This window comes from Psychrobacter sp. UBA3962, from assembly GCF_002385225.1.
Taxonomy (GTDB): domain Bacteria; phylum Pseudomonadota; class Gammaproteobacteria; order Pseudomonadales; family Moraxellaceae; genus Psychrobacter.
Genome location: NZ_DGDC01000033.1, coordinates 45,623 through 65,660, shown reverse-complemented (window position 1 = coordinate 65,660; position 20,038 = coordinate 45,623). Strand labels below are relative to the sequence as shown.

16 protein-coding genes and 2 tRNA genes are annotated in these 20,038 nt (G+C 40.2%); 12 read left to right on the top strand and 6 right to left on the bottom strand.

Translation table 11 applies throughout. The features are described from left to right. Positions 1-14 precede the first annotated feature (14 nt). The 7 genes from B3S92_RS08345 (at position 15) to B3S92_RS08315 (ending at position 9,132) form a co-directional block, all read left to right on the top strand. A complete protein-coding gene (locus B3S92_RS08345; protein ID WP_296204834.1) occupies positions 15-1,229 on the top strand; it encodes an LD-carboxypeptidase in 1,215 nt (404 codons plus the stop codon). 121 nt (positions 1,230-1,350) lie between these two features. Continuing rightward, entirely contained in the window at positions 1,351-2,211 is an 861-nt protein-coding gene (locus B3S92_RS08340) for a hypothetical protein (RefSeq protein ID WP_296204831.1), read from the top strand. 1,230 nt (positions 2,212-3,441) lie between these two features. Then, positions 3,442-3,957, top strand: coding sequence for a fimbrial protein (locus B3S92_RS08335; RefSeq protein WP_296204830.1), 516 nt, complete (start codon positions 3,442-3,444; stop codon positions 3,955-3,957). Between the two features lie 108 nt (positions 3,958-4,065). Next, positions 4,066-4,812 (top strand): fimbrial biogenesis chaperone, encoded by a 747-nt coding sequence (locus B3S92_RS08330; RefSeq protein ID WP_296204827.1) that lies wholly within the window; start codon positions 4,066-4,068, stop codon positions 4,810-4,812. Between the two features lie 81 nt (positions 4,813-4,893). After that, positions 4,894-7,434: a fimbria/pilus outer membrane usher protein gene (locus B3S92_RS08325; protein ID WP_296204928.1), complete on the top strand. Its 2,541-nt coding sequence runs from the start codon at positions 4,894-4,896 to the stop codon at positions 7,432-7,434. Beyond that, positions 7,424-8,440 (top strand): fimbrial protein, encoded by a 1,017-nt coding sequence (locus tag B3S92_RS08320; protein WP_414707016.1) that lies wholly within the window; start codon positions 7,424-7,426, stop codon positions 8,438-8,440. Before B3S92_RS08325 ends, B3S92_RS08320 begins: the two co-directional genes overlap by 11 nt. Before the next feature lie 305 nt (positions 8,441-8,745). Beyond that, positions 8,746-9,132 (top strand): YeeE/YedE thiosulfate transporter family protein, encoded by a 387-nt coding sequence (locus B3S92_RS08315; protein WP_349678952.1) that lies wholly within the window; start codon positions 8,746-8,748, stop codon positions 9,130-9,132. Positions 9,133-9,305: 173 nt separating this feature from the next. Here B3S92_RS08315 and B3S92_RS08310 read toward each other — a convergent pair. The 4 genes from B3S92_RS08310 to B3S92_RS08295 all read right to left on the bottom strand — a co-directional run bounded on the left by B3S92_RS08310 (position 9,306) and on the right by B3S92_RS08295 (position 11,660). After that, positions 9,306-9,392 (bottom strand) — tRNA-Leu (locus B3S92_RS08310). Positions 9,393-9,517: 125 nt separating this feature from the next. Then, a tRNA-Cys gene (locus tag B3S92_RS08305) sits at positions 9,518-9,591 on the bottom strand. 203 nt (positions 9,592-9,794) lie between these two features. Further along, a complete protein-coding gene (locus tag B3S92_RS08300) occupies positions 9,795-9,926 on the bottom strand; it encodes a putative transporter small subunit (protein WP_296204824.1) in 132 nt (43 codons plus the stop codon). Positions 9,927-10,001: 75 nt separating this feature from the next. After that, complete coding sequence (locus tag B3S92_RS08295) at positions 10,002-11,660, bottom strand: sodium:solute symporter family protein (protein ID WP_349678954.1); 1,659 nt, start codon at positions 11,658-11,660, stop codon at positions 10,002-10,004. Between the two features lie 1,019 nt (positions 11,661-12,679). Here B3S92_RS08295 and folD point away from each other — a divergent pair. Beyond that, positions 12,680-13,540 carry a bifunctional methylenetetrahydrofolate dehydrogenase/methenyltetrahydrofolate cyclohydrolase FolD gene (gene folD / locus B3S92_RS08290; protein WP_296204819.1) on the top strand — a complete coding sequence of 287 codons (861 nt, stop codon included), beginning with the start codon at positions 12,680-12,682 and terminating at the stop codon, positions 13,538-13,540. A gap of 112 nt (positions 13,541-13,652) precedes the next feature. Next, entirely contained in the window at positions 13,653-14,174 is a 522-nt protein-coding gene (locus B3S92_RS08285; protein ID WP_296204817.1) for a phosphate-starvation-inducible protein PsiE, read from the top strand. 63 nt (positions 14,175-14,237) lie between these two features. On the opposite strand, the gene corA is transcribed toward B3S92_RS08285, so the two are convergent. Together corA and B3S92_RS08275 are read right to left on the bottom strand one after the other, a co-directional pair. Further along, positions 14,238-15,341: a magnesium/cobalt transporter CorA gene (corA, locus tag B3S92_RS08280; RefSeq protein ID WP_077451563.1), complete on the bottom strand. Its 1,104-nt coding sequence runs from the start codon at positions 15,339-15,341 to the stop codon at positions 14,238-14,240. 99 nt (positions 15,342-15,440) lie between these two features. Next, positions 15,441-15,827: a DUF2237 family protein gene (locus B3S92_RS08275; protein WP_296204815.1), complete on the bottom strand. Its 387-nt coding sequence runs from the start codon at positions 15,825-15,827 to the stop codon at positions 15,441-15,443. An 810-nt stretch (positions 15,828-16,637) separates the two neighbouring features. On the opposite strand from B3S92_RS08275, the gene B3S92_RS08270 reads away from it, so the two are divergent. From B3S92_RS08270 to B3S92_RS08260, 3 genes are all read left to right on the top strand, one after another. Next, entirely contained in the window at positions 16,638-17,933 is a 1,296-nt protein-coding gene (locus B3S92_RS08270; RefSeq protein ID WP_296204812.1) for an ATP phosphoribosyltransferase regulatory subunit, read from the top strand. Positions 17,934-18,040: 107 nt separating this feature from the next. Next, the gene (locus tag B3S92_RS08265) at positions 18,041-19,330 is read left to right on the top strand and encodes an adenylosuccinate synthase (RefSeq protein WP_077451566.1); all 1,290 of its coding nucleotides are present in this window, start codon (positions 18,041-18,043) and stop codon (positions 19,328-19,330) included. Positions 19,331-19,547: 217 nt separating this feature from the next. After that, the gene (locus tag B3S92_RS08260; RefSeq protein ID WP_296204810.1) at positions 19,548-20,036 is read left to right on the top strand and encodes a MaoC family dehydratase; all 489 of its coding nucleotides are present in this window, start codon (positions 19,548-19,550) and stop codon (positions 20,034-20,036) included. Positions 20,037-20,038: the final 2 nt, after the last annotated feature.

The window sequence follows — 20,038 nt, the reverse complement described above, 5'->3', positions numbered from 1 at the left end:
ATTAAGAGACGGTTATGAGTGAAGATAAAGTTCTAAAAAAACAGAGCGGTGATACTAATCGGAGTGATGGTAGTTGTAGTGATAGCAGTAAGGCTCAGTCCGCCCCATTAAATAGAAGAAGATTTTTAGAGCTCACCACTTTAGGCATAGGAGGGTTAGGGTTGCTTCATCATTCCAATAGCGCTTTGGCAGCCACTGGTTTAGTAACCGCTACTGAAGACAATAACAATTCTATTGGCTTAATAAAAAACTTGAGTCAGTGTAAATCACCGAGCATACCCACCCGCATCTTTGCCAGCTCCAATACTGGCGTTGATGACAGCCGTAATGTCTTAGGCCTAAAGCGTCTAACTTGTGCCGGCTTTGACATTCAAAATCCAGAAATTAGCCGTCGTCAGTATTTACGCTTCGGGGGCACCGATCAACAGCGGGCCAGTGACTTACAAAATATGGCCACAGGGGCTATTGCCGTACCCAGATTACTATTGGCCGCACGAGGTGGCTATGGCGCCATGCGGATTCTAGAGTTTGTTGATTGGAAGAGTTTGGGCAGAATAATGAAAGATCAGGGCAGTATCTTGGCAGGGTTTAGTGATGTTACCGCCCTACAATGTGCTTTATTGGCACAAGGTAATATGAGTAGCTTAGCTGCCCCCATGTTATATACCGAGTTTGGCAAGAAGGAACCAGATATAGTCAGTTGCCAAAGCTTTGTGGAAGCCCTTACCAATCCGAATCTTAAGATCAATTTACCGCATCAAAATAAGGTGACTTTATCCACTCCGCTTAGTGGCATTTTATGGGGAGGTAACTTAAGTGTGGTCTCTGCGCTGGCAGGCAGTGCGTATTTACCAAACCCTGAAGGGGGAATTGTATTTTTGGAAGAAGTGGGTGAGCAGCCCTATCAAGTAGAGCGAATGCTTTATAGTTTATATTTATCGGGGGCCTTTAAAAAGCAACAGGCCATTGTATTAGGAGCATTTAGTGGGGCGGGAGAAGACAGCTATGATGTCCGCTATAATTTGTCCGCAGTGATTGAGCATTTGAGTCAAGTCACTGGATTACCTATATACACTGGATTCCCTTTTGGGCACGTGGCCCGTAAGCAAAGCTTTCCTTTAGGGGCTATGTGTCATTTAACCCCAACCGCTTCAGGCATTACTCTTGAGTTTGAGGATTATCCTATCATTAATAGGGAGCTTATATACCCTGAAGGATTATGGAGTTAATCTACTAATAAGAAATCTTAACGTATCAGGCATAATACTTTACATTAAAGCACTAATGCCGGAGTCTCATTGGGCTATTATAATAAACGATAAATAATTATTAAAAAAAGGAAAGTAAATTATGTCAAATCAATCTAACAATAGTAAAAACTCTAATAACAATATAGACAAAGCTCTAGAGTCTCTTGAGAACACAACTGATGCTCCTAAAAGCAACGAGTCAGTGGACGTAGAAGTTGTTAAAGGTGATAAGGTCATTTATGAAGATGGCGATTTTGAAGAATTTAATAAAGAGCAACAATTAGAATCTAATGCAGAGGATTCTAAAAAAGACAGTGCTAAAGAAAATCAGTCTAAAGAAAAGGATTCTGAGAAGAAAGACTCTAAAAAAGAAGAGTCAAAAGATAGCTCAGATGATGATTCTAATAAGCAATCTAATTCAGAAGAAGATGAAGACAGATCTGACGAAGATGATTCGGAAGATGAGTCTAAGCAAGAAGGTTCGAATAAAGACAAGTATACGGCTGCGATTGCCAATATCTATCAATGGGCGACCAAGCTAAAAGATGAATTTATGTCAGACAAAGACAAAAAAACTGAGTCAGATGAAACCGTTGATGAAGAAAAAACAGATTCTGATGATTCTGACAAGAAAGATAAAACTTCTGAAAAAGACAGCTCTGAAGAGTCTGAAAAAGAAGACAAGCACAGTGCATCGATTGCTAATCTTTACCAATGGGCAGCTAAGCTAAAAGAAGATTTTGCTTCTGAAGCCTCTAACATGACTCATGATGTTTCAGAAAAAGCTTTGGGAATGATGCTTACTAAGCTTTTAAATGCAGCAGAAACAGAGTTAAGCGCTTTTGATAAAAAAGTAGAAGAATCAGAAGAGCCTGTAGATAATGCTGAAGAAGAGCGTAGTAAGATTGAAGCTAAGAAAGACAAATATCAAGGCATGATTGACCTACTACAGGGTGAATAATAAGCTGTATCTTTAAATCGCTTAACTTAAATAGTTACTACTAAACTCAAGATGACCTTTTAGGTTGTCTTGAGTTTTTTTATTAGACATAAATATAGAACAAGCAAAGGTTTTTTTATTTTTTTATAAAAAATTACCTATTGTCAAAGGTATAGCCAATAAGGATTTGGATCTCTATTAATCCTGTAAATATTTAAATTAACAATAAATGTTTTATAAAAGCTTTGTTTTTCTGAATTTTAGGCGTATAAATGAAGTTGAAGAAAAAAACAGGCAAATGTCTGCTATTAGGATTTAATCTAATTTTATTTACTAGAGCCAGTAGTCTTAAAGAAATTTTCCAGATAAAGATAAGTTAACGTAGGGGAATAGTAATATGTTATTAGCAGTCTATACCTATCTTACTTCTATTAATCAATAACCCTATAGGCTTAGTCTAGTTGTTTTATTGGATATTGACCCCATATAGATAATATGATAGCTCAATGATTGTTATTGCTTATTTCAATTATCAATAAGATAAACTGAACTAAATTCTGAGAATGTTGAAAAAAGATGTATGTTGGAAGGTTTTTAATTTAGCAGCATATAACCTATAAATATTTTCTTTTGGCAGAAGAATTTTTTTTCATGCTTTGGCAGTTGATAAACTGAGTATAAGCGAGCATAATTTAATTAAACCCAGGTAGTTATTGGATTACAGCGTTTGTATTTTTATGTAGTACTGTAAAAATTAGTCTAATTTTACGTGGGGATAAGCAAAAAATTTGATGTGGTAAGTAATTAATTTTTAAATAATTTTTTAGTTTTGATGAATTTTTTTACTTATTTACACATAAGAGATACTAAAATAACTTGCAATTGATTTTTTTTAGTATATAATACGTCGCTATCAACACCATATGTCATTTCTGACTTACGCTATTCCAAACTAGCATAATAGGTTCTGATAGTGATATGGTTAACACCACCTTTCTTTGAACACCTTTTATCACAACGCTTTCTCAACATTTAATGGAATAAAGAATTAGCTGGATGCATTTATATGTAGGATTTTTTGCCCCTGCAAGTATTTGTATATAACTAATTTTGGTGCTTTATGGACATTGGGTAAAGGTAAGCTAGGTTTTTTTAGTCGGAGTGTTAGTTTAAAAAAATCGTTTTATGTTTATTTACCTTATTAAAAGCAAAAACATAAAACAGAAACATTTCTCTTTTAATGGAATCATTATGAAAAAAATCATTTTAGCTACTTCTGCAATTATCCTAGGTTCAGCTGCTGCACATGCTAGTGACGGCACAATCTCTATCACAGGCCAAATCACAGACAGAACTTGTGCTGTAGATAGTAAGTCTAAAAACTTAGCAGTAGTATTACCTACTGTATCTGCTGTGACATTAGCTCCAGGTCAAACTGCAGGTCGTACTCCATTTACTATTAACCTAACTAACTGTGCACAAGGTAAAGTAGCTACTTTCTTTGAACCAGGCGATACTGTAGATTATGATTCAGGCCGTCTAAACAACGCTACTGGTACTGCTACAAACGTACAGGTTCAACTACTAGGCGAAAATAACAAAGTTATTCCAGTTCTTGCTGGTCCTCAAGCTAACTCGCAAGAAGTTAACGTTGCTACAGCTGGTGGCTCAGCCGCTCTAAACTACTATGCTGAATACTATGCTAAAGCTCAAGCAACAGCCGGTAGCGTAGCCACTACTGTTAAATACACGATTGTTTACCCATAGTCACTACCTTAGTTACTAAAAAGGTAATCGTACTGTAAGACTAAATGAGCTAAGGTAAGCAATTACCTTAGCTTTTATATTTTTGACTATTAGAAGGGACATAACATCATGCTATCGAATTTTAAATTATCAAATCGTAGATTGTGCAGATCGGCTCTACTGGCATTAATGTTGCCTTTTACTGCTGCTAATGCCGATGTAGTTATCCATGGTACTCGTGTTGTGTACCCTTCTGATGCTCGTGAAATAACAGTTAGGGTATCAAATGAAGGCACAAGTCCAGCCTTAGTGCAAGCTTGGATCGATGAAGGGGATGCTAGAGTCACTCCTGATCAATCTAAATCACCATTTGTTATTACTCCGCCTATTACTCGCGTTGAACCGGGTAAAGGCCAATCGTTACGAGTTAGTGCTTTGCCTGGGGTAAATGCGCTTAGCAAAACTCAAGAAAGCCTCTTTTGGTTGAATGTGTTAGACGTTCCACCTAAACCTAAAAAAGGTGCTGATAACGAGTCAGATAACTTTCTGCAGTTGGCGATTCGCTCACGTCTTAAGTTCTTTTATCGTCCTGCGGGTCTCAAAGGAGATAGCTTATCTGCTCCTAAACAATTGCAGTGGTCAGCTCAAGGCAATACGTTGACCATTAAAAATCCGACCCCTTATCATGTTACTATTACTTCTATTGTCCAAAAACCATTGGGAGCTACAACTGATAAGGAAGAGGTGTTGACCGATGGGATGATGTTACTACCATTTTCTGAGCAAAAAATTAACGTTAAAAATCCCAATATTAAAGGCATGACTTTTACCACCATCAATGACTATGGCGGCCGAGTACAGCAGGTAGTTGAATAAAGGGTTCTATTGCCCCTTTGACTATTTTTAATCATACGTATTTTAATCATACGTGAGGGACGTGGGGTAACTGTAACTATGATGGATAAGGTAAGAATAATAAAAACGCCTATTAGACGTACGTTTAGCTACTCATTATTGTGTGGCGTAGTGACCTTAAGTCTTTCAAGTTTGGCATTTGCCAATGAAGATGCTGAGGCGATATCTGCAGATTTTGATTCAGCATTTTTGATTGGCGATGCCAAAAAAATTGATATTGCCAAGTTTGCTACTGGTAATCCTATTTTGCCAGGTGAATATAGCTTAGATGTTTATGTTAATGGCAACTGGTTTGGGAAACAGCGCTTAGTATTTAAGCCCACCCCAGATGACAAAAGCTCATTTACTTGCTTTACACCCAAACAGCTGCTTGAATTCGGTATCAAAGCTGAACTAATCAAACAAAAAGCTAAAGACTCTGCCAACAGTTGTTTGCCACTTGAGCAGTGGATAGATCAAGCATTCTATGATTTTGATATGTCAAGTCTAAAGCTCGATGTTTCTATTCCTCAAGTTGCTATGCAGAATAATGCCCGAGGTTATGTTGATCCTAGTATTTGGGATAGGGGTATTAATGCTGGCTTTGCCTCTTATAATGCCAGTGCCTACAAAACATTTGATAATGCTCGCAATCAAGAGAATACCAATGCCTTTGTCTCGCTCAGTGCCGGGCTTAATTTGTCGGGTTGGCAGCTGCGTCATAATGGTCAGTGGACGTGGTCAGATAATGAAGACAGTGAGTCTGAATACACTGCGGTCAATACCTATTTACAGCGTGCCTTTCCTGGGCAGCGTGGTGTACTTACCTTAGGCGATAGCTTTAGTCAAGGGGATATATTTGATACTTTCGGTTATCGCGGCGTAGCTTTTGCCAGTGATGATCGTATGTTGCCCAGTAGCTTAAGTGGTTATGCGCCCCGCATTCGTGGTAATGCGAAGACCAACGCTAAGGTAGAAGTGCGCCAGCAAGGTCAGCTTATCTATCAAACCAACGTATCAGCGGGTAGCTTTGAGATTAATGATTTATATCCCACGGGCTTTGGCGGACAGCTAGAAGTGTCTGTTATTGAAGCTGATGGTGAAGTACAGAAATTCTCTTTGCCTTATACTTCGGTGGCTCAAATGCTACGTCCTGGTCTAAGCCGTTATGCAGTGGTAGCCGGTAATTATCGTAATAAAGATACAGATAAAGATCCTTTAATTTTACAGGGTCAATATCAGCGCGGTATCAATAACTTTATTACTGCCTATGGTGGGGCTCAAGCCTCTGAAGATTATAAATCAGTGAGTTTGGGCAGCGCTTTTGCTACTCGATTGGGCGCGGTAGCTTTTGATATAACCCACTCAGATACTGACTTTAAGAACCGGGATCCAGAGACCGGACAAAGTTATCGTATTAGTTATAGTAAATTTATTAATCCTACCAATACCAATGTAACTTTGGCTGCTTATCGTTATTCAACACAAGGCTTTTACCGTTTGGCAGATGCTTTTAAAGCGCAAGAACAAGATGAAGAGGGTATTGGTTCATTATATATTGGTAAACAGCGCAGTGAGTTTCAGGTGACTTTAAACCAAGGATTACCTAATGACTGGGGTAACTTCTATTTGACCGGCGCTTGGGTGGATTATTGGGATAAGCAAGAAGATAGCAAACAGTATCAGTTTGGTTATAGCAACACTTACAAAGGTGTAAGCTACGGTTTGTCTGCCAATAAACGTGTGGTAGAAAATGTTACATCGGGCAAAGTTATTGACGATACTGAATATATGTTGACCTTATCACTGCCACTATCTATTAAACGCAGTGCAGTTACTCTTAACTCATATGCTACTCAAGACAATATTACAGTGGGTATCAATGGATCGCTTGGCGACAGAGTGAGTTATGGTGCTACCTTAGCTACTGACTATGGCGAAAATCCAAGCTTAAACACCAATGCTCAGTATCGCAGTAATTATACTACCTTATCAGGTAATTACTCTGTGGCTGATGGCTATCAACAACTGGGTCTGTCTGCTGGAGGTAATATAGTGGTACACCCAGAGGGTGTGGTATTGGGTCCCGATCAGGGAAGAACCATGGTATTGGTTCATGCTCCAGGCGCTGAGGGCGCTAAAGTTAACAATACAGATCATCTTACTATCAATAAATCAGGATACGCAGTCATTCCTTACGTTACACCTTACCGAATTAATGATATATCATTAGATACCGTAGGTGTATCCGATAATGTAGAGCTTGAGGGAGCAAGTCAACGTATTGCTCCGTATGAAGGCTCAGTGACTAAGGTAGACTTTTTGACTAAAGTAGGAAAGGCGATATACATTAATACCGTTGATGATGAGGGCAATACTTTGCCTTTTGGTGCAGATGTTATTGATTCAAATAATGAACATATTGGTATAGTTGCTCAGGGAAGCTTGGTATACTTACGGACCCCAAAGTTATCTGATACCGTCACCGTTAAATGGGGCGATGAACAAAATGAGCAGTGTCAAATGTCGTATGATATAACCAATTTAGCCAAAGACAAAACCCAATCAATGATCACCCTAGAAGGGGTTTGTCATGGATTTTAAGCGATACTTTTTAATGGCTGCTGCGCTACTGGGCGGTAGCCTTGGTGCAACGCAGGCGCAGGCAGGGTGCACTTTAAGCTATGGTTTCACTACGGTAAACATTAATATGGCCATTGGTAAGGTGGTTGCTAAGCCGACCGATCCAGTGGGTACGGTTTTATACACTAGGCGCGTTAATATACCTGCCAATCCTAATTCTCAAATGATTTGCGATATTTGGAGTGGAGGCACAGTACAAGCGGTTATCTTGAATAATCAAGGACTTGCAATGCAGCCTAGTATATATAAAACCAACGTACCAGGTATTGGTATCCGCTTGTATCGAGAGTTACTAGGTGGGGATGGGTTTTCAGGATACTATCCGTATTCTTCAGAATTAAAGAGAAGTACAAGATATTCATTAGGTGAGGGATATTTTGTTATTGAAATTATCAAGACGGGCGAAGCGACAGGCACAGGTAGCTTAGCGCAAGGTCTATATAGCAGTTATTACCTTGAAGGTTATTCCTATCGTCCCATTCTAACCAGTACTGTTACTGGCGATACTATTACTATTACATCTTCTTCTTGTGAAATAAAGAGTAATGCTAATAAAGTGGTTCAGCTACCCATAATGAAAAATTCAGACTTTAAAGGTGTAGGCTCTACCCAAGGCGAGCAGCCCTTTGATATTAATATCTTGTGTAATGGGGGTAAAAACATTCAGACTCCTGATAAAATTAGCGTCAGTTTTGACTATGAAACTGCTAATAACAACAATAGAGTTCTAAAAAATATTGCTCCTAGCAATACGCAAGCAAAAGGGGTAGGTACGCAACTGGTATCTAAGTATAATAACACTGATAAAGTTATTGCTAAGGGTGAGCCGGTAAGCCTTGGTACGCTTAATGCCAGTCAAACCATAAGCTATACATTGCCAATGGTAGCACGCTATTACCAAACCGATCGTGTGGTGACTGCAGGTGAGGTAAAGTCAATAGCCACAGTGACTCTTAACTACGATTAATCTAAGTTAAGAGTCACGCTTATAGAAACGATAGATTGCTATCTGGCTATTTAAATTAAAAAGCCCCTATATCTAAGGTTGCTGTAAATGGCAATTTTTAGAATAGGGGCTTTTTTTATTAGCTATCCTTGGAATATTTATATTAGTTAAAATGGTTTCATACACTACGTGATACAAATAGTTGGTCATTAGTCATAGCGATCTTAGAAACCAATTAAATAGAGTTTTTTGAATGATTTGGACAGTAGAAGAAAAATAGAATCACTTCAGCATTTGCACTGTGGGGCTCTAAAGTAGCCAATATTTTGGGTTTTGATGTCGCAAGTTGGGGCTACTGGCAGGGAGAGAATGCAGCAGCCTTACAAGCGTCAATTTTTGCTGATTCAACCACCGTATTAAACTTGGGTATTATTTTGGGTGCCTTTATCGCTTCAGCAGCAGGTGGTCTGTTTAAGTTCACCAAGATTACACCAGGTAACTTTGCTGCATCTGTGATTGGAGGTTTGTTAATGGGTTACGGCGCTCGTTTGGCATTTGGTTGTAATATTGGGGCTTACTTTGGGGGTATCGCCTCTTTTAGTTTACATGGTTATATTTGGAGGGTGCTAGCATTAGCAGGAACTTTCTTAGCTTTATACTTACGTCCACTATTTGGGTTGTCTGTGCCTAAGCCAACCGATACCTTTTGTTAATTGTAGTTAGAATTAATCAATAAATATAGCAATCGACAACTAAAAAAGAGCTGAAAATTTCAGCTCTTTTTTTTATCTGTAAGAGAAGAGTGTTTTGATTAAGTTTAAATTTAAATACTAAAAAATACCCAAAGAAAAAAGGCTTCCAATAACTTGGAAGCCTTTTTAATATATGGTACCCGGAGCCGGACTTGAACCGGCACGCTATTGCTAGCGAGGGATTTTAAATCCCTTGTGTCTACCAATTTCACCACCCGGGCAAAACTTTTTTAACTAAGTCGCTTAGTGTTGCTAGCAACTCATTTAGTGCGCGTATATTACCATAAAATTAATATTCGTCAACACTTTTTTTCTTTAACTTATTAAAAAGTTTTAATAAGAAATTTGGAGGCTGAGGTCGGAATCGAACCGGCGTCCACGGATTTGCAATCCGCTGCATAACCACTCTGCCACCCAGCCATTTGAGGTGACCTATAATACCAAAAAAAAATTAAAATACAAGGGTCACTTGAGCGTATTTTGAAAATATTCGCATTTTCCGATGTTTTTTGATGGTTTATAAGGAAATCATCCCTAAAAAAAGCATATTTAGTACGTTTCGAGACATTACTAAATATGCTTTTATATCGATTTAAAACTAAGTCATTATCGCTAATGGATTGTTATACGATACTTTTGTTCTCAGCTTTCGCTTTTTTGACATCGCGATAAGTTGCCGTACAGATGAGTATTAGTACGGCTAAGGTGATTGCCGGCCAAATTAAAATATATAAGCCATAAGCAAATGCACTCATAATATACTCCTTATTGTTAGATTCATTTATTTTTTATCAATGATGATAAGGCTTAATTATTAACTAAGCACCTGATTAGGCTTTTGGTTGGGCTTGAGCACTATTCGCCTTGTCTTGAGGCTTATCATAACTACCGACCCGCTCTTTGATTAGTTCAAAGTCGAAGCGTTCATTGCTCATTAAGCTTAATACCACGCAAACGATAGTACTTACACCGTAAGCGGTTAATGACGATAGTAGTACTTCATAATCACGTAAGAAGCCAGTTGCGTAGATTAGCATTAGTACTAAGGTGATTAAGGCTGCGATAAAGCCTAGCTTACGACCGAAGAATCCAAAGACCATTAAGCCAATCACTACGGCAGCACCGACACTTGCAAAGATTTCAAACATTAGAGCGATACCCCCTTCGATCGGTAACAGCTCGAAACGGGCGATACAGAAGAAAAGTAGAGCAACAATTACCGCAGTGGTGAAAGCTAGGTTAGTGACACGGTCCCAGAACACACTGGCGATAACTGGGAATACCACAGCACCCCATAGAGCGCCAACAAAGACCAGCATCACTAAAATATCAAGCTTTAAGCTTGCGAAGATTAGACCAAGTGCCGTGGCAATAATCATGGTGGCACGGCCAACGATCAACATTTTTTTTGGATCTGGGTTATCTTTGGCGATGTTTTTACCATATACATCGGCCATCATAATAGTGGATAGGGCTGATAAGTCCGAGTCTGCCGTTGAGGACAGAGAGCCAATTACTAAGATAAAAAATAAGGCAATAAACACTGGATGTAGATAGGTACTTACCATCTGCGGGATAATATTATTCATATCTCCGTCAAGAGGCTGGATACCTACAGTCAATGCCATTAAACCAATCATACCAAGGCCAATCACGATACCAGCATAACCTACGGTAGCAGTAATGAAAGTAGCTTTGATTTTAGTCTTATCAATGGCGAATAGGCGCTGGGTAATGGTCTGGTTACCAATAGCATAGGCGAGGACCGCTACGAAGTAGGGCGCACCTTGTTGTAAAAAGGCTTCTGATGAGAAGAAGTTTTGCTGCTGCGGGGTTAAGTTTGGTAGGCCATCAACCATGGCTTGGGGACCACCCATAGCAAATAATACGGCAGGAATAATAACCACACCGATGGCCATTAGCGCCACCAATTGTGCAAAGTCAGTAAATACTGAAGCACGGAAACCTGAAGTTAAGGTATAGCTTAAGACGCCGACGGCTGCAATAACCACGCCCGTCTGGAAAGATAGGGGTGAAAGCACCGAAACCAGAGCACCAGCGGCGGTGAAGTTGACCATCAAGCTAATTAAACTACCCATGAGGTTTGAGACCGCTAAGATTAATTGGCTTGAGGATCCATGCCGTGCGTTGATTAATTCACCCAGCGTGTGACCGTTTGGTGCCAGTTGGCGAAAGCGCATGCCAAAAGGATAGATAAATAAAATCATCAATGCACCCCAAAATCCATAGTGGATAGGGCCTGATAGGCCATATTTATAGCCGGATGTCGCTGCTGCATAAAACGAGGCAGCCCAAATCCAGGTGGCGGTCATACTGGCAGCACCCATACCAAAGCCAACTCCGTGTCCGGCGACCATAAAGCCTGAGGTGCTTTCTTTGTCCTTCTTAATAAGTAATGAGAGTAAGTAGGTACCCCCATAAAAAACGAGCATCATAATAATGATTGCCCAAGCGGAAAACTGAAACAGTTCTTGAGTTTGCAAACCATTCTCCTTAAAAAAATTAGGGGAAAGGATGACAGTCTTATTATTCCACACTAACTATCTGAACCATCCTTAGTGGTTTTGTTCTCATATAAACTTGTAGAACATATGAATCACTCACAACCAATTTCAAATCTTGCTTATTTCTCGTTCTAAAGGGCGAGCAAATCCGCTTGTCAAAGGATGCTTTGACAAAATTTAAACGGCAAAAAGCATCGTACAAAAATACGCCGCTAGGCCGATTAACACGCTTTCTCTAAAACATTTGATGAGCTGACGTTAAAACCTGTCGTTTTAATAACTTATCGTCTTAACCGTCAGCAAATGCTAATTTAACTTTTGTTTTGATTGTGGTTGGTGGTGACATTGCTCAGTGAGCGAGTGAACAAAACCAAATGTCAAAAGATAAAAATATTGGATACGTATCGAACGTGTTGCAGGCCTCATAGTTTATTTGTCTATCTATAAAATAAACTGACATCGAGCAACGCACTGAACCAAAAGGGGCCAGCGTGTTCGTACATTTTTGACAACATCGTCATTGATTTGACCTAGCATTTGATTCCTGAATCAAGCTTGTCATCTTAACGAGATGTATAACTGTTAGAGTTAATACTGAGGTGTTGCGTTAAGCCCTCTATAACTCTAACAAATTGCTGTACAGCTACTTTTTAAAGCCTTATTAAAAACCTTTGTTCAAAAAATAGACAGCAATAATTGCGAAACACAGGGTAACGTAAATACTGACAAATTTCAAATATTCCCAAAAGAAGGCATAGCAACTACAACCATTAATAAATCTTTATCAATAAACCATAAGTTAAGTTATAAATTGGGGAGATACCCATAAAATAGGGAATAAGTGCCAGAAAAGTCATGGCATATAACAAAGTGAGTCAGAATATTTAGTCGCCATAGGTTACAATATCGCTAATAAACACATCCCTAAGCGAAATCGCTTGAAAACTAGCAATCCCTCACAATGAGAAAAGATGGAGCCAGATATGACTGAAGCCACTGCAACACGCCTTGACGGTAGAGCACTAGCAAAAGAAATTGAAACCGATTTAAGCCAACGCGTTGCTGCCCTTATTGAGAAAACAGGCCGTACGCCTATTTTGGCGACTATCTTAGTCGGTGATGATCCTGCTTCTGCCACTTACGTGCGTATGAAAGGCAATGCTTGTAAGCGCGTGGGTATGGAATCTATCAAAGTTGAGATGCCTGCCAGCACCACAACAGAAGAGCTGTTGGCAAAAATTGAGGAGTTGAATAACAATCCAGACGTTCACGGTATTTTGTTACAGCATCCGGTGCCAGAGCAAATTGATGAGCGCGCTTGCTTTGACGCTATTGACTTGGCCAAAGATGTGGACGGTGTAACCTCTTTAGGCTTCGGTCGTATGAGCATGGGTGAGCCTGCTTATGGCTCATGTACGCCGCAAGGTATCATGTACTTGCTTGAGAAAAATAGTATTGAATTTGAAGGTAAGCATGCCGTAGTTGTGGGTCGCAGTGCCATTCTAGGTAAGCCAATGGCACAAATGCTATTGAACGCTAACTGCACAGTGACCACTTGTCATTCACGCACTCAAAACCTAGCTGAGCATGTTGGTCGCGCTGATATTATTGTGGGAGCAGTGGGTGTTCCTGAGCTGATCAAAAAAGACTGGATCAAGCCAGGGGCTGTCGTAGTCGATGCCGGTTTCCATCCTACGGATGATGGCGGAGTAGGCGATATCGAACTTAATGGTATTGAATCGATTGCAGCGGCTTATACCCCAGTACCAGGCGGGGTAGGTCCTATGACGATTAACACTTTAATTCGCCAGACGGTAGAAGCAGCTGAGAAAGCCGCTAAATAGTGGGCTAGAGAATAAACCCATTCAAGAATTGTCGTAAATTAATTTAAGGAGGCAGGTATGCAAATATTCTGCCTCCAAAACCCAGACTATCTAAGTTAACGGAGCATTGCTAATGAGTTCACATCACCCCAATAATAGCTGGCAAGCAAAGGCACAGTCATTTGGGATGCTTATGATTGATATCAGTCATTATTTAGCATTGTTAGTGATAGGACTTGTGGTAGTTTGGGCAGGGGGTGCTGAGTTCATTAGCATTGTCCAAGCTGGCAAAGCGGAGCTTAAAGACATCCTTATGCTGTTTATTTATCTTGAGCTGCTGGCCATGATAGGGATTTATTTTAAAACCCATAGATTGCCAGTACAGTTTTTGATTTATATTGCCATTACTGCCTTGTCACGACACTTGGTAGTAGATGTACAAGCAGTTTCAGAAGATTTTCACTTATGGTTATTAATAACCACCACTTTTTCTATCTTTATACTCAGTATCGCTATTTTTATTTTAACTTGGACAGCCAGTAAGTTTGGTCGTCCTGAAGATAATTTATTGCACAAGGACAGCTCTGAAAAAGATAGCCTTCAGGAACACAGTGTTCAGGCAAGCCATATCAAAACTGACCCTAGCGAAAAGTAGTCGCAATCGATATTAAGTCATAATAGTAGGGAGGCCAGCACACATAATTAGAATGGCCTATGTCTATAGCCAGCCTGACTTCCGGAATTGACGATATAACACCACACAAGTGGTGAGAATCACCGCTAGCACCACAAAGTAAGCATACTCATAATGTAGCTCTGGCATAATATCAAAGTTCATGCCATATATTCCCGCTACGGCTGTCGGTACGGCTAAAATACCTGCCCAAGCAGCCAATTTGCGTACCACTTCGTTCTGCCCCATATTGACCATTGCCATATAAGTATCCATTGCCACACTGAGCATCTCGTTTAAGCCATTGACCGCGTCGATAGCGCGTAATAGATGGTCATTTACATCGCGAAAGTAAGGCTTAGCAATGCTGGGAAAGGTGGAGACCAGCTCGTTTTTTTTGTGATTAATAAAGAAGTTACAGATGTCTTGCACCGGCATCATTACCGCACGCATGTGTACCAGCTGTGACTTTAAGATATATAGGCTCTGCAGAATCTCTTTACTGAATTTATAAGAGAAAATATTACGCTCTTGCTCTTTTAAGTACTCACCTAGGCTGTCGATGATAGGTAAGTAGCTGTCTACCACGTAGTCTAATACAGCATGTAGTACGAAGACTGGGCCCATAGACATTTTTTCTGGGCGTCGGTGGCAGTAAGCTCGAACTGGGGCATAAGAATTGGAGGCGCCAGTGCGAATGGTAATAATATAATTATTGCCCATAAACATTGAAGTAGTGCCATAGTGAATATTGTTATGGGCCAAATAAGCAGTACGAACCACTACGAATAAAGAGTCGTTGCCATAGGACTCAATTTTAGCGCGTTGATTTTCGTTAAAAGCATCTTCTAAAGCCAGCTCGTGAATATCAAAAGCTTTTTGTACCGCCTCGATGGTCTCAATGCTAGGGTCATATAGTCCAAGCCAGATAAACTCCCCTTTATTAGTGAGAGTTCTGCTCACCTCATCCAAGTCTATTTTTTCAACAAACTCACCTGTTTTACGAGAGTAAACGCAGCAGTTAACAATCTCGTTAATCCCCGATCGTTCAAAATCCTCTACACGCTCTGCATCAGGATCATAGACCGGCATAGTAGGCGACATAAAGGACAGAGCTTGCTGCTCTTCTTTTATTCTTATATCGGACATAGTTAACCCTCATGACTTTGGTGAACGAAGAGATGGTAATGTGTTGAGGTAAACGGCTAGAGCATCGACTGGCAGTATCCCAGTCTAAAAATGTCTGTATTATAAAGCGTATTTATTTAGAGTTTCCATATCAACCAGCTCCAGTAGACTTTCGTGACAGGCTTCAAGCTTAATCTGCGGAGCCATATCGTGGTCTAGGGCATCTAGCCAGCGTAGGGCGCAGATGCACCAGTAGTCGCCTGGCTTTAATCCTGGGAAGCCAAATTCAGGAACCGGGGTAATCAAGTCATTACCAGTTTTGGCAGAGAAGCTTAAAAATTCGCTGGTCATTTTGGCACAGACAGTGTGTTGTCCAATGTCTTGCGGGCCCGTATGACAAAAGCCATTACGATAATAGCCAGTGATAGGATCAAAACAACAGCTCGCCAAAGCAGTGCCTAGTACATTTCTTTGGTTTAACTTAGGGTCAGGATGATGGCTAGACATAATTAGGTATCTCTTTAAAATAAAATTATATGATAAGTGTGCTCTATAACTCAGCCTGCTTACAAAGTATTAGGTCAAGCAACGCATCCGCACATTGTGACAGTCTATATCTAATCTTTGAGTAAGCCTGAATGAGGAGGGGTAGGATAATAACTAAATAGTGGTTAAGCGATAAAATTAAACCAAATAGTAACACATTCATGGTTAAGATAGGCGGCTTGTCCACTCAAACCAGCGGGCTGAAAATCGTTGTTTATCAATTAACTGTTGCTATAGGGAACTAACTTAAGTCGGAAGCTAACTAACGGTCTCAGCTGATATTAATGGAACGAGTTTTGAGTTTTATCATGGGTTTCTCTAGGCGAAAGCGGTTAGCTATGCTAGACTTAAAGTCATAAATTAATTGGCTTATTGAATGTCGAATTTAGCCATGGCAGGGTAAAGTCGTGTTAAAATGATTTTAAAGACTTAAATCTTACTGTCAACGTACCGGCAATTAAGATGTCCTTAGCTTTATCAGGCAAGTTTTATAGCTTTTGTACGAAATCTAATAGATGGGCTATAAAAGTGGGCTTAAATAATGAGTTTAATGATTCACAGCAAAACGGTGTACGCCGTTTAGTGGTGTGCTCAGACAAAATGTACAGAGTGCTAGGGCCTCTATTATTCATAGTTTTGTTTGTACAAGCTTAATTGTTCAAAATTATATACTCTTAAAATATCGATTACTTACTAATACACTTTAACTAACGATTTGGTGATGGCGAACCGGCTTGAGTAATGAGTATCGCCTCCAAACAAGGATTACTTGTGTCTGATAGTTCTATAACCTCCAGTAAAAATAAAAGCCAGCCTTCAGATAAACTAGCCCCAGTAGCGGATGTAGATAACATCTGGTTGTTACCAGATGGGGTGAGTGACTTACTTTCTGAAGAGGCCCAAAAGCAAGAGTGGCTACGTTATAGGTTAACCCGACTGTTAGTAAGCCGGGGTTATGAGCTTATTTGTCCGCCAATGATTGAATTTACCGAATCATTATTAGGCAATGCTTCAGAAGACCTAAAACGTCAAACTTTCAAAATCATTGATCAGTTGTCTGGTCGTCTTATGGGGGTACGTGCTGATATTACCCCGCAAATTCTACGTATCGATGCGCACCTAAATAAAATGGGCAAAGCCGATAAAATTGCCCGTTATTGTTATGCCGGTCACGTTATCCGTACCTTACCTGATGGTCTGTTTGGTTCACGGACCCCATTGCAACTGGGTGCTGAAATATTTGGCAGTGATAGTTTAGATGCCGATATCGAATTGATTGATGTGCTTTATTGCCTGATTGACAACTTAGATCTAAAAAAACATTTACACATAGATATTGGTCATGTGGCTATTTTTGCCCGCTTAAAAGAGTTGGCAGGATTATCGGACAATGATGCTTCGGTATTGATGAATTTATATGCCAATAAGGCTTTACCCGAGTTAAAGAACGTCTGTGAAGACTTGCCTATGGGCAGTGACTTTTATCACTTGGCCGTTTATGGTCATGATATGACCGCCTTAAAAGAAGCCTTATCAGATACGGCAACTCAAGACGCTGCTATTATTAAAGCGGTGGGTGAAGTTCAGACCATGGCCCGTCATATCAAAGAGACTTATCAAAGCAATGTTAGTGTTGATATTACTGAATTAGGCTATCACTACCACACAGGTATTGTCTTTAATGCCTACTTTGAAAACGAGTCACAAGCTGTGGTGCGTGGCGGCCGCTTTAATGGGGAGAGCTTTGACTCAGCAAGTAATGCTCCAACTACTATTGCCCAAGAATTGCCTTCACGTAGTGCGACCGGATTTAGTTTAGAGGTTACCCGACTTCAGCGTTTTATCACTCTAAATGAGTCGAAGCTGGTATTGGTAAGCTTTGCCGATATGCAGGGCGTGCGTAATGATGACAATGCCAAGCTTGAAGAAGATTTAGGGAATAAGATTTCAGAGTTACGTGATTTGGGTCATCGAGTTGTGCGTCCTTTAAGTGCTGATGATATCCCCAATAACGTGACACACAAATTAATTTTAGAAGATGGTGAGTGGGTGTTAAGAGCAGTTTAAACTTCGTTTTATACGAGGGTATACGCTGATTTTAAGACTCAAAATAACTGCGCCACAATGACGCAATTTAATTTTTACAGTTCAATAAGAGTGGTTAAGGATTTGTTATGGGAAAAAATGTTGTAGTACTAGGTAGCCAATGGGGCGATGAAGGTAAAGGCAAGATTGTTGACTTGCTAACCGAAAAAGCTTCTGCTGTAGCCCGCTTCCAAGGCGGTCATAATGCGGGTCACACGTTGGTAGTAGACGGCAAAAAAACAGTTCTACACTTAATTCCATCAGGTATCTTACGTGATGACGTGACTTGTTTCATCGGTAACGGTGTGGTGTTATCACCAGAAGCGCTGTTAAAAGAGATGAAAGAGCTTGAGAGCAATAATGTGCCAGTTCGTGAGCGTTTAAGAATCTCACCAAACTGTCCCTTAATTCTTCCTTACCACATCGCTTTAGACCAAGCCCGTGAAGCAAAACGTGGCACAGGTAAAATTGGTACCACCGGTCGTGGTATCGGTCCAGCTTATGAAGATAAAGTGGCACGTCGTGCTATCAAACTTGCTGACCTATTCCGCGATGACTTAGAAGAAAAGCTACGCAACTTAATTGAATACCATAACTTCCAGTTAACTCAGTACTACAAAGTTGAAGCCATTGATTTTGACGAAACTTATGCTTTATGCCAACAGTGGCGTGATGAGCTAAAAGACTTAGTATGTGATGTAACTGAAGAGCTAAACCAATTGCGCCTTGCGGGCAAAAACTTAATGTTTGAAGGCGCTCAAGGTACTTTACTAGATATCGACCATGGTACTTATCCTTTCGTTACCAGCTCAAGCGTAACGGCTGGTGGTGTCTCAACAGGTACTGGTATTGGCCCATTATACCTAGACTATGTATTAGGTATCACTAAAGCGTACACCACACGTGTGGGTAGCGGTCCATTCCCAACTGAATTATTTGACGATGTGGGTGCTCACCTAGCGAAAGTAGGTCATGAATTTGGGGCAACTACCGGTCGTGCGCGTCGCTGTGGTTGGTTTGATGCTGAAGCACTTCGCCGTGCGGTGGTATTAAACTCACTGTCAGGTATCTGCTTAACCAAGCTTGACGTACTAGATGGTCTAGACGAAATCCGTATTGGTGTTGGTTATGACATTCCTGAATCTGAGGTTGCGGCGGCCCATGACGGTGAGTTCTACGAAACCGTAACGCCTAAGTATGAAACCTTACCAGGTTGGAAAGGTTCAACGGTTGGTATCACCAAATACGAAGATTTACCAGAAGAAGCCAAAGCTTATATCAAGCGTATCGAGCAATTAATCGACTGCCCAGTAGATATTATTTCTACAGGCCCTGATCGTGACGAGACTATCGTATTACGCGATCCGTATGATGCGTAATTAGTCGAATTTTATTCGCTAAACAAAATAGATAGACTGTAAAGAGCCCTATGTTATGAAAATAACGTAGGGTTCTTTGTTATATTAAATGGCAAATAATAAGTCATTTTGCAGTGAACTATAGATCAATAAGACGCAAATAATAAACAAGCCATAGGCTATAGGGTTTTTAGAATAAATATCATAATTAATAAATACCATAATTAAAGGTTTATAGATGCAGCAATTATATTTAGAAGATGTAAAGGTCGGTGATAAATGGACAAGCCGTACTGAAACAATAGGCATAGAAGAAATTAAGGAGTTTGCGGCAAGTTATGATCCACAGCCGTATCACATGGATGAGACCAGAGCCAAAGATACTTTTTTTGGTCAATTGGTGGCAAGTGGTTGGCAAACGGCTGGTATTACCATGCGCTTAATGGTTGAGTCTATTCCGATGGCAAGCGGATTAATAGGTGCAAGTGCCCAGATTAAATGGCCAACACCTACCTATCCTAATGATACACTGCGTATTGAAGCTGAGGTCATCGAGGTCAAAGAATCAAAGTCTAAGTCGGACCGTGGTATAGTGACCGTGGAGGTCAAAACCCTTAATCAGCACAATGAAGTGGTGCAGTTGTTTATCTGCAATATGTTGACGTTGAGTCGTTCTTCTGGAATACCGCCGTTAAATAATGAGCGTTTATTAGGCAGCCAAAAATAACT

What these genes read in the sequence shown, in the direction of transcription:
- B3S92_RS08345 (WP_296204834.1), top strand. Translation starts at nt 15, where the DNA reads ATGAGTGAAGATAAAGTTCTAAAAAAACAGAGCGGTGATACTAATCGG.
- B3S92_RS08340 (WP_296204831.1), top strand. Translation starts at nt 1,351, where the DNA reads ATGTCAAATCAATCTAACAATAGTAAAAACTCTAATAACAATATAGAC.
- B3S92_RS08335 (WP_296204830.1), top strand. Translation starts at nt 3,442, where the DNA reads ATGAAAAAAATCATTTTAGCTACTTCTGCAATTATCCTAGGTTCAGCT.
- B3S92_RS08330 (WP_296204827.1), top strand. Translation starts at nt 4,066, where the DNA reads ATGCTATCGAATTTTAAATTATCAAATCGTAGATTGTGCAGATCGGCT.
- B3S92_RS08325 (WP_296204928.1), top strand. Translation starts at nt 4,894, where the DNA reads ATGGATAAGGTAAGAATAATAAAAACGCCTATTAGACGTACGTTTAGC.
- B3S92_RS08320 (WP_414707016.1), top strand. Translation starts at nt 7,424, where the DNA reads ATGGATTTTAAGCGATACTTTTTAATGGCTGCTGCGCTACTGGGCGGT.
- B3S92_RS08300 (WP_296204824.1), bottom strand. Translation starts at nt 9,926, where the DNA reads ATGAGTGCATTTGCTTATGGCTTATATATTTTAATTTGGCCGGCAATC.
- folD (WP_296204819.1), top strand. Translation starts at nt 12,680, where the DNA reads ATGACTGAAGCCACTGCAACACGCCTTGACGGTAGAGCACTAGCAAAA.
- B3S92_RS08285 (WP_296204817.1), top strand. Translation starts at nt 13,653, where the DNA reads ATGAGTTCACATCACCCCAATAATAGCTGGCAAGCAAAGGCACAGTCA.
- corA (WP_077451563.1), bottom strand. Translation starts at nt 15,341, where the DNA reads ATGTCCGATATAAGAATAAAAGAAGAGCAGCAAGCTCTGTCCTTTATG.
- B3S92_RS08275 (WP_296204815.1), bottom strand. Translation starts at nt 15,827, where the DNA reads ATGTCTAGCCATCATCCTGACCCTAAGTTAAACCAAAGAAATGTACTA.
- B3S92_RS08265 (WP_077451566.1), top strand. Translation starts at nt 18,041, where the DNA reads ATGGGAAAAAATGTTGTAGTACTAGGTAGCCAATGGGGCGATGAAGGT.
- B3S92_RS08260 (WP_296204810.1), top strand. Translation starts at nt 19,548, where the DNA reads ATGCAGCAATTATATTTAGAAGATGTAAAGGTCGGTGATAAATGGACA.